Genomic DNA, 6,826 nt, shown 5'->3' on the forward strand with positions numbered 1-6,826 from the left:
CGACATGCGGCAATGGACGAGTCTGTCGAGCATTGTTCTCTCTCCTGCCTATTCGCCTAGAGGAGACAGGATTGCCTTCATAAGCTTCGAGGATAGCGGCTCGAAGCTCTCGATGCTGGACGTGGTGTCAGGACGGGTTGATGAGGTGCTGGACTGCGATGGGGCTGTTGCGTCACCTGTATGGTCGCTTGATGGGAAGCGCATTGCGGTTGCCATCAGCAAGTCCGGCAATAGTGACATCTACGTGCTTGACGTGGTTTCAGAGAAGCTGACAAGGCTGACGTACTCGAAGTCGATAGAGACCTCGCCAACGTTCGCTCACAACGGCCGCTCGATTGCGTTCATGTCGGACAGGACGGGACGACCGCAGATATACGTGATGAGCATCGATGGTAGCGGGCTCAGGAGGCTGACCTTTGAGGGCAGGCACAACGAATGTCCAGCCTGGTCGCCTGACGGAAGCCTCATAGCGTATATGTCGCTGTTGGACAATGCTTTCCAGCTTCGGCTGATCGGGCCCGACGGGGAGGGCACTTGTGCGCTTGCAGAAGGGCTTTCAGATTGTGAGTCTCCAGCCTGGTCGCCTGATGGAGAGAAACTAGCCTTCAGCGCCAAGAAGGGCGGCTCGTTCAGCTCCCTGTACATGATTAACCGCGATGGGAGTGGGCTGACAGAAACTGTGTCTGTCCTCGGCAACTGCACCGAGCCAAGCTGGTCTCCGTAAAGAGGTATTGTTATGAAACGTCTGAAAATCGCCATTGACGGGCCATGTGCGAGCGGCAAAAGCACCGTGGCCAAGATGCTAGCTGTGCAGCTCGAATACAAACTCATCAATACCGGCGCCATGTACCGCGCGGTCGGGCTTATGGCGCTCGAGAAAGGTATTGACCCTCTCGACGAGCCGGGCGTGGAAGCAATACTGCCGGGGGTTGCAATCGATTTCGCAGGTCCCGCCTCCAATCAACGCCTCATCCTGAACGGCCGGGATGTTACGGAGCGGATCGGTGAGCCGGACGTTGCCCAGGCGGCATCAAGCGTCTCCAGCTTATTGCCTGTTCGCAAAGAACTCGTCGCCCGGCAACAGGCGATGGCCAGGGCCGGCGGCGTCGTGCTCGAGGGCCGGGACATCGGCACTGTTGTCCTCAAGGATGCCGAGTGCAAGTTCTTCATCACTGCCTCTCTCGAGGAGAGAGGGAGGCGCCGGCTCAAGGACTACGAGCGCATGGGCATCCACAAAACACTGTCTGAAGTCCAGGAGGAGCTCCGCCTTCGGGACCTGAATGACATGACGCGAAAGCACTCGCCGCTTGTTAAGGCCGAAGACGCCATTGAGATCGATACAACTGACCTCACAATCAAGGAGGTCATCGACCGCCTGCTCGGACACATCGAGGGGAACTGCCGAAGGCCTCCAAGCGAGCGGGGTTAATAGGGCTTAGGCACGATCGGATCAGAAGCTCATAGCCTTTGCAGCGTGTTCGGAATGGCATCGGGTCGCAGATAACGGCCAAGCACATCTGGTTCTTTGGCAGACCATTTGATCAGGAGTTTCCCCAATCTTGAGCGCAGAATAGCTGGTTTATCGGCTATGTGGCTCTAATTCCGGACGGCATCGACTGAAATTGGAGCTTACCGGAGCCGGGGCATACTCCCGCCCTGAAAGGCCTCGAAATCGCCCTGTTGCTGCAACAGGGCAACACCACACCGTCAGTGAAACATCCCATAACCGAGTGAAGAAAACGCTTGACTGACTATAGGGTAGCCGTAGGCGTCAGCCTACGGATCACGGCCAGCGAAGAAAAAGAAAAACAACCCTGAAAGGGTTGCACAATCTGCCGTTTTATGACGAAGGTTTCTGGTGTGAAGGGACTGTTGTGCGGCCCCATCAGGGCCGATCTGGGGAGGTGGGGATGCGTTCCGATTCCGTAGGCTAACGCCTACGGCTACCCACGTTAATCCCCTTCGGGGATGCCGGAAGAACGCCGTCAGTTGAGCAGGCCCGGGCACCATTACGAAAACTCCTCCTCCAAGACAGCTCTTGACTTAGGCGGCCAGGGTGGTTCAATGCTCAAGGTTTTTGCGCAGAGCTATTCTGTCGGGGGAGGCAGCGTTGGTGGAGGGCATTGATGGATTTAATGTGGAGGGCTTTTATGGTCGCCGTTATGGATGAAATGCCGGACACTGATGGCGGACGGACTTATGGAGGCGGGAACCGTTGAGTGGTCAAGCATGCTTACGGAGTGGACATGTTTAATAATGCTTCAACCTCAGGGATGGACGAGGCGACTGCTTTGAGGTATTCACTCGGTGATTACATTCTGGTCAACTTGATTGTTTGGGGCCTTCTCTTAGTTATCGGGGTGATAACCTACTTCGCTATCGACAGTGTGCCGGTAGTGCCTTTTCTATTGGTCGTTGTTGGCAGCGGATTCACGATAGTCTCCATCTACGACGGCATTTATGACAGGATAGCGCGTCGCTCGGAGGAGCGCGACCGGGCCGGCTCATGACCACATTAGTGCTTGTGGGCTTGCAGTGGGGGGATGAGGGGAAGGCGACGATTGTTGATGTCTTTGCCGCCCAGTCAGACGTAGTCGTTCGTTACTCTGGAGGAGCGAACGCTGGCCATACCGTTGTAGTCGGCGACGAGAAGTATGTTTTCCACCTCTTGCCTGTGGGCGTTCTTCACCCTGATAAAATCAGCGTAATCGCCAACGGCGTTGTGGTTGACGTTGAGCAGCTTTTCGTGGAGATCGACGATCTGAGGTCGCGAGGCCTTGAGATAGGCGACCACCTTCTGGTGAGCTCCCGCTGCCACGTTACCCTCCCTTATCACAAGGCGCTGGAGAGGCTGGACGAATCCCTTCGAGGCAAGCAAGCGCTCGAGACAACCCTCCGAGGCGTTGGGCCTACGATCGTTGACAAGGTAGCGAGGTCGGGCGTCATGGTGGCAGACCTTTTCCGCGAACAGCTTTTGCTTGATAAGCTCCGTCGCAATACGAAGGAGAAGAACCTCATCCTCGAACGAGGCGGCCTGAGCGAACGCTTTGATGCGAATGCGCTTGTGCAGCAGCTGAGGCCGTTGAGTGAGCGGATTAGGCCCTTCGTCGCGGACACGTCAAAGGCCCTTGCTGACTATATCGACCGTGGCAAAAAAATCCTGTTCGAGGGTGCTCAGGGAACCTTATTGGACATCGAGCACGGGACCTACCCATTCGTCACGAGCTCGCACCCTGTGAGCGGCGGGGCGTGTATTGGCTCGGGAGTTCCGCCCACTAAGATCGACAAGGTCGTAGGGGTCCTAAAGGCCTACTGCACAAGAGTAGGGGCGGGACCGTTTCCCACCGAAGACTCTGCTGATGCGGGTAAGCTGCTTGGCGAGCGGGGCAAGGAGTTTGGGGCGACTACCGGTCGGCCTCGTCGCTGCGGATGGCTCGATCTGGTTGCGCTTCGGTATGCGGCTCGGATCAACGGCATCGCCTCGATCGTAGTGACCAAGCTAGATGTCTTAGACGTTCTCGATGAGATACCAGTTTGCATCGGCTACGAACACGGAGGCGAGCGGTTGACGGAGTTTCCGCCGGAGATAGACGTTCTGGCGGAGTGCAGGCCGGTATATGTGCGTCTTCCTGGGTGGAGACAATCCACGAGGGGCCTGACGGACGTAGCGCAGCTTCCCTCAAATGCCATGTCATACCTTGAGCGGATTGAGGAGGAGATGGGCGTGGGTATCGCTTTGGTGTCCACCGGCCCGCGCCGGGACGAGATGGTTGTGCTTGACCAGGACCTCATCTCGTTCTAGAGCCATTGCTCTGGAGACAAGTTGGTCACCAGTCAGACCTATGAGAGACCCAGAGCTCAGAATGTCTATATCCATAGATGGAGATGCGACATCCGTTATAGAAGAAGCGAGCCGCTAAAGATCGCGGATGTCGATGGAGACGATGAACGAGGCAGTGGTCTGGAGGCTCGTTAGGCCCCGCCTCGAGATGTCCAAGCTGTGACCGGAGAGGATAGACAGCGTACGACAGAAGCGTCCGGGCTAGAACAGGGCCTTGAGGGCCACCTTGACAAGCTCCTCAAGCGGCACAGATTGCCCTCTTTGCTCGACAAGCTTGCGGACGACAGCTCGGGATGTATTGGGTGGGATACCGAGCGACTCGAGGGCGGCCACCGCGTCCCTCTCAATCCCTTCGGCCGAGGGGGCCCCTGGCTCCGCTGGAATAGCTATTCGAGTGGCCTTATCCCGTAGGAAGACGACGATGCGCTCAGCAGTCTTGGGCCCGATTCCCGGGGCGGACGCAAGTCGAGGTATATCGCCCTCCAGAATTGCCCGCCGGACATCACGGGGCTCAATGCCCGACAGGATTGTTCTGGCGACCTTGACGCCGACGCCGGAGACTTGGATAAGAAGTCGAAATATATCGCGCTCGGCGGACGTCGCGAAACCGAACAGCTCAAACGTCGGCTCCCGGAAGTGAAGATGAGTGAGAAGCTTCACACTTGAGCCAACCTGGCCCAACTGCTGATAGGTCGTAAAGGATATCTGAACCTTGAGCCCCACGCCGCCAACCTCGAGCACAACGCGCTCAGGGGATTTCTCGACGATCTTGCCGGATATGTAATCAATCATCTACGACTTGCGGTCTGCGCCTCATAAGAGGCCTTAACCTGCGCCCGCAGTTTTTCGGTGTTTAGGTGGCATATCGCCGCGGCCAGCGCATCGGACGCGTCGTCAGGATATGGCGTTTCCGTAAGGGCGAGGGCGATCTTGACCATCTTCTGAACTGATTCCTTGCTCGCCCTCCCATAACCCGTAACGGCGAGCTTGATCTCGGTCGCAGAGTGCTCCACGACCGGCAGGCCAGCGCTCTGGGCAGCAAGCATCACAACGCCACGCACTGCCCCCAGCTTGAACGCAGTGCGAACGTTCTGAGCGTAGAATACCGCCTCCATCGAGACGATATTGGGCAGAAACTCAGATATGAGGGACACTATCTCGGAATGAATGACGCTAAGTGTCTGCGGCAAGGAGTGCTTCTGAGGGACCGGGATTGCCCCGTATTTGACCGCGCAAAGCTCGCCACCCTCGCCCTGCTCGACTATGCCGTAGCCCGTTGACCTGCAGCTGGGGTCAACGCCTAGGACCTTCAGCCGACTTCCTCCATAACCGCAGGATCGATATCAAAGTTGGCAAAAAGGTTCTGAACATCATCGCTCTGCTCGAGCCGGTCCATCAGCCGAAGCATCTGCACCGCATCCTTCCCCTCGAGCTTCACCGTGCTCTTGGGAACCATCGTTACCTCCGCAGACTGTATCTCAAAACCCTCCGCGGCAAGCACCTCCTGCAAATCAGCTAGCCGCTCCGGCGCAGCCACGATCTCAAAAACACCATCATCGTTCGTCACATCGTCAGCACCCGCCGAAACCGCCGCATCCATCAGCCGGTCCTCGTTATCAACGTTCTTCTCCTCGATGACTACAAGGCCCTTCTTGTCGAAAATCCATAAAACGCTCCCGACGTCTGCCATTCTCCCGCCGTTCTTCGATAAAATATACCGAATCTCAGAAACCGTTCGGTTCTTGTTGTCGGTGAGGCACTCGATGAAGATCGCAACGCCACCCGGGCCATATCCCTCGTAACTCACGTCCTCATAGGACACGCCCGGAAGCTCGCCAGTCCCTTTCTTGATGGCTCGCTCAATGTTGTCGTGTGGCATGTTTGCCGCTCTAGCAGACACAACGGCACTGCGGAGCCGCGGATTGCTTTCTGGGTCGCCGCCACCTTGCCTCGCCGCGACTGTGATTTCCTTGATCAGCTTGGTAAAGAGGTTGCCACGCTTGGCGTCCTCTTTCCCCTTCTTACGCTTTATGGTGCTCCATTTTGAGTGCCCGGACATCTGATCCCTCCAAACACCGATCTCTCAGGCAAGCGACGGCTTATCATCTTTAGGTTTAATCCCGACCTTGCCCTCGAGTATCTCCTCTATCGCAATCTCAATACAACTCTTGCCACCACCACGAGAAAACGGCAGCAAGCCCGACTGTATTTGCAGCGCCCGGCCAGCGGTCAGCACTGTGAAATCATACTCTGACCCAATCTTTCTGACACCCATGGGCACGAGCTCAACTACCGTCCCACCACGCCTGTCTTCTTCCATATTCTTAACCTACCTCAAAACCATCTTCTCAAATCCTGTCCAGCGAGCAATCAAGGAGCGATCCCACCGTGAAGCAGAGACCCAACACCGCATAAAACGGATAAATGTCCGCCCCGTGCCCTGTAAATAACTTGCCCACGATAAACGGGATCAACAGAAGCACCGCCCACGCGATGGCGTTCACCAATAGCACGTGACCAAAACCATACCGGCTTCCCGACCCAAAAGACATCGCCGGAACGTTCCGCTTATGCTTCCTACTCCTCTTTCCCATATACGCATAGATAACAATAAAGACCCCCCTCTGTCAAGACTAACGGCGCACGAAGTGTCTCCGCTCCCATAGGTGCCCACAGCGCAGCCATGTAGGGGCGGTTCACGAACCGCCCTTCGCCATACGGTACCCGATCGGAATAGACCAGGGCGATTCGTGAATCGCCCCTACGAAAGCACAACGTGCAGCCTGAAACTGGCCGCGGCTTTGCGGCTACATGAATGTGAACGAGGCGCTCGAGATGTCGGTTATCATGTTGAAAGTGCCCTGCTCGAATATCGCCGTCATCCAGGTGTATTGCCCAGTCGCGAAGTCCTCTGGGAACTCGTATATGAGCACCAACACAGTCGGCATCATCGTCCCAGACGGAAGCATCCCGCTCATAAACGGC

9 protein-coding genes are annotated in these 6,826 nt (G+C 56.6%); 4 read left to right on the forward strand and 5 right to left on the reverse strand.

The features are described 5' to 3' along the window. The 4 genes from VM163_12440 to VM163_12455 form a co-directional block, all read left to right on the forward strand. The coding region (locus VM163_12440) for a Tol-Pal system beta propeller repeat protein TolB (protein ID HUT04686.1) at nucleotides 1-724 on the forward strand (724 nt) is incomplete at its 5' end. A gap of 12 nt (nucleotides 725-736) precedes the next feature. Continuing rightward, nucleotides 737-1,429, forward strand: a complete 693-nt coding sequence (gene cmk / locus VM163_12445; GenBank protein HUT04687.1) for a (d)CMP kinase — start codon at nucleotides 737-739, stop codon at nucleotides 1,427-1,429. Nucleotides 1,430-2,246: 817 nt separating this feature from the next. Next, the gene (locus tag VM163_12450; GenBank protein ID HUT04688.1) at nucleotides 2,247-2,510 is read left to right on the forward strand and encodes a hypothetical protein; all 264 of its coding nucleotides are present in this window, start codon (nucleotides 2,247-2,249) and stop codon (nucleotides 2,508-2,510) included. Next, nucleotides 2,507-3,802, forward strand: coding sequence for an adenylosuccinate synthase (locus VM163_12455; GenBank protein ID HUT04689.1), 1,296 nt, complete (start codon nucleotides 2,507-2,509; stop codon nucleotides 3,800-3,802). Before VM163_12450 ends, VM163_12455 begins: the two co-directional genes overlap by 4 nt. A 240-nt stretch (nucleotides 3,803-4,042) precedes the next feature. Here the strand turns inward: VM163_12455 and ruvA are convergent, their stop codons facing one another. From ruvA to VM163_12480, 5 genes are read right to left on the reverse strand one after another with little or no spacing between them, the layout of a single operon-like run. Continuing rightward, the gene (ruvA, locus tag VM163_12460) at nucleotides 4,043-4,633 is read right to left on the reverse strand and encodes a Holliday junction branch migration protein RuvA (protein ID HUT04690.1); all 591 of its coding nucleotides are present in this window, start codon (nucleotides 4,631-4,633) and stop codon (nucleotides 4,043-4,045) included. Next, nucleotides 4,630-5,154, reverse strand: coding sequence for a crossover junction endodeoxyribonuclease RuvC (gene ruvC, locus VM163_12465; protein HUT04691.1), 525 nt, complete (start codon nucleotides 5,152-5,154; stop codon nucleotides 4,630-4,632). Before ruvC ends, ruvA begins: the two co-directional genes overlap by 4 nt. Further along, the gene (locus tag VM163_12470; GenBank protein ID HUT04692.1) at nucleotides 5,151-5,900 is read right to left on the reverse strand and encodes a YebC/PmpR family DNA-binding transcriptional regulator; all 750 of its coding nucleotides are present in this window, start codon (nucleotides 5,898-5,900) and stop codon (nucleotides 5,151-5,153) included. Before VM163_12470 ends, ruvC begins: the two co-directional genes overlap by 4 nt. A 24-nt stretch (nucleotides 5,901-5,924) precedes the next feature. Further along, a complete protein-coding gene (locus tag VM163_12475) occupies nucleotides 5,925-6,161 on the reverse strand; it encodes a DNA-directed RNA polymerase subunit omega (protein HUT04693.1) in 237 nt (78 codons plus the stop codon). A gap of 28 nt (nucleotides 6,162-6,189) precedes the next feature. Then, on the reverse strand, nucleotides 6,190-6,393 hold the full coding sequence (locus tag VM163_12480) for a hypothetical protein (GenBank protein ID HUT04694.1): 204 nt from the start codon (nucleotides 6,391-6,393) through the stop codon (nucleotides 6,190-6,192). Nucleotides 6,394-6,826: the final 433 nt, after the last annotated feature.

This window comes from bacterium, assembly GCA_035527515.1.
GTDB lineage: Bacteria > B130-G9 > B130-G9 > B130-G9 > B130-G9 > B130-G9.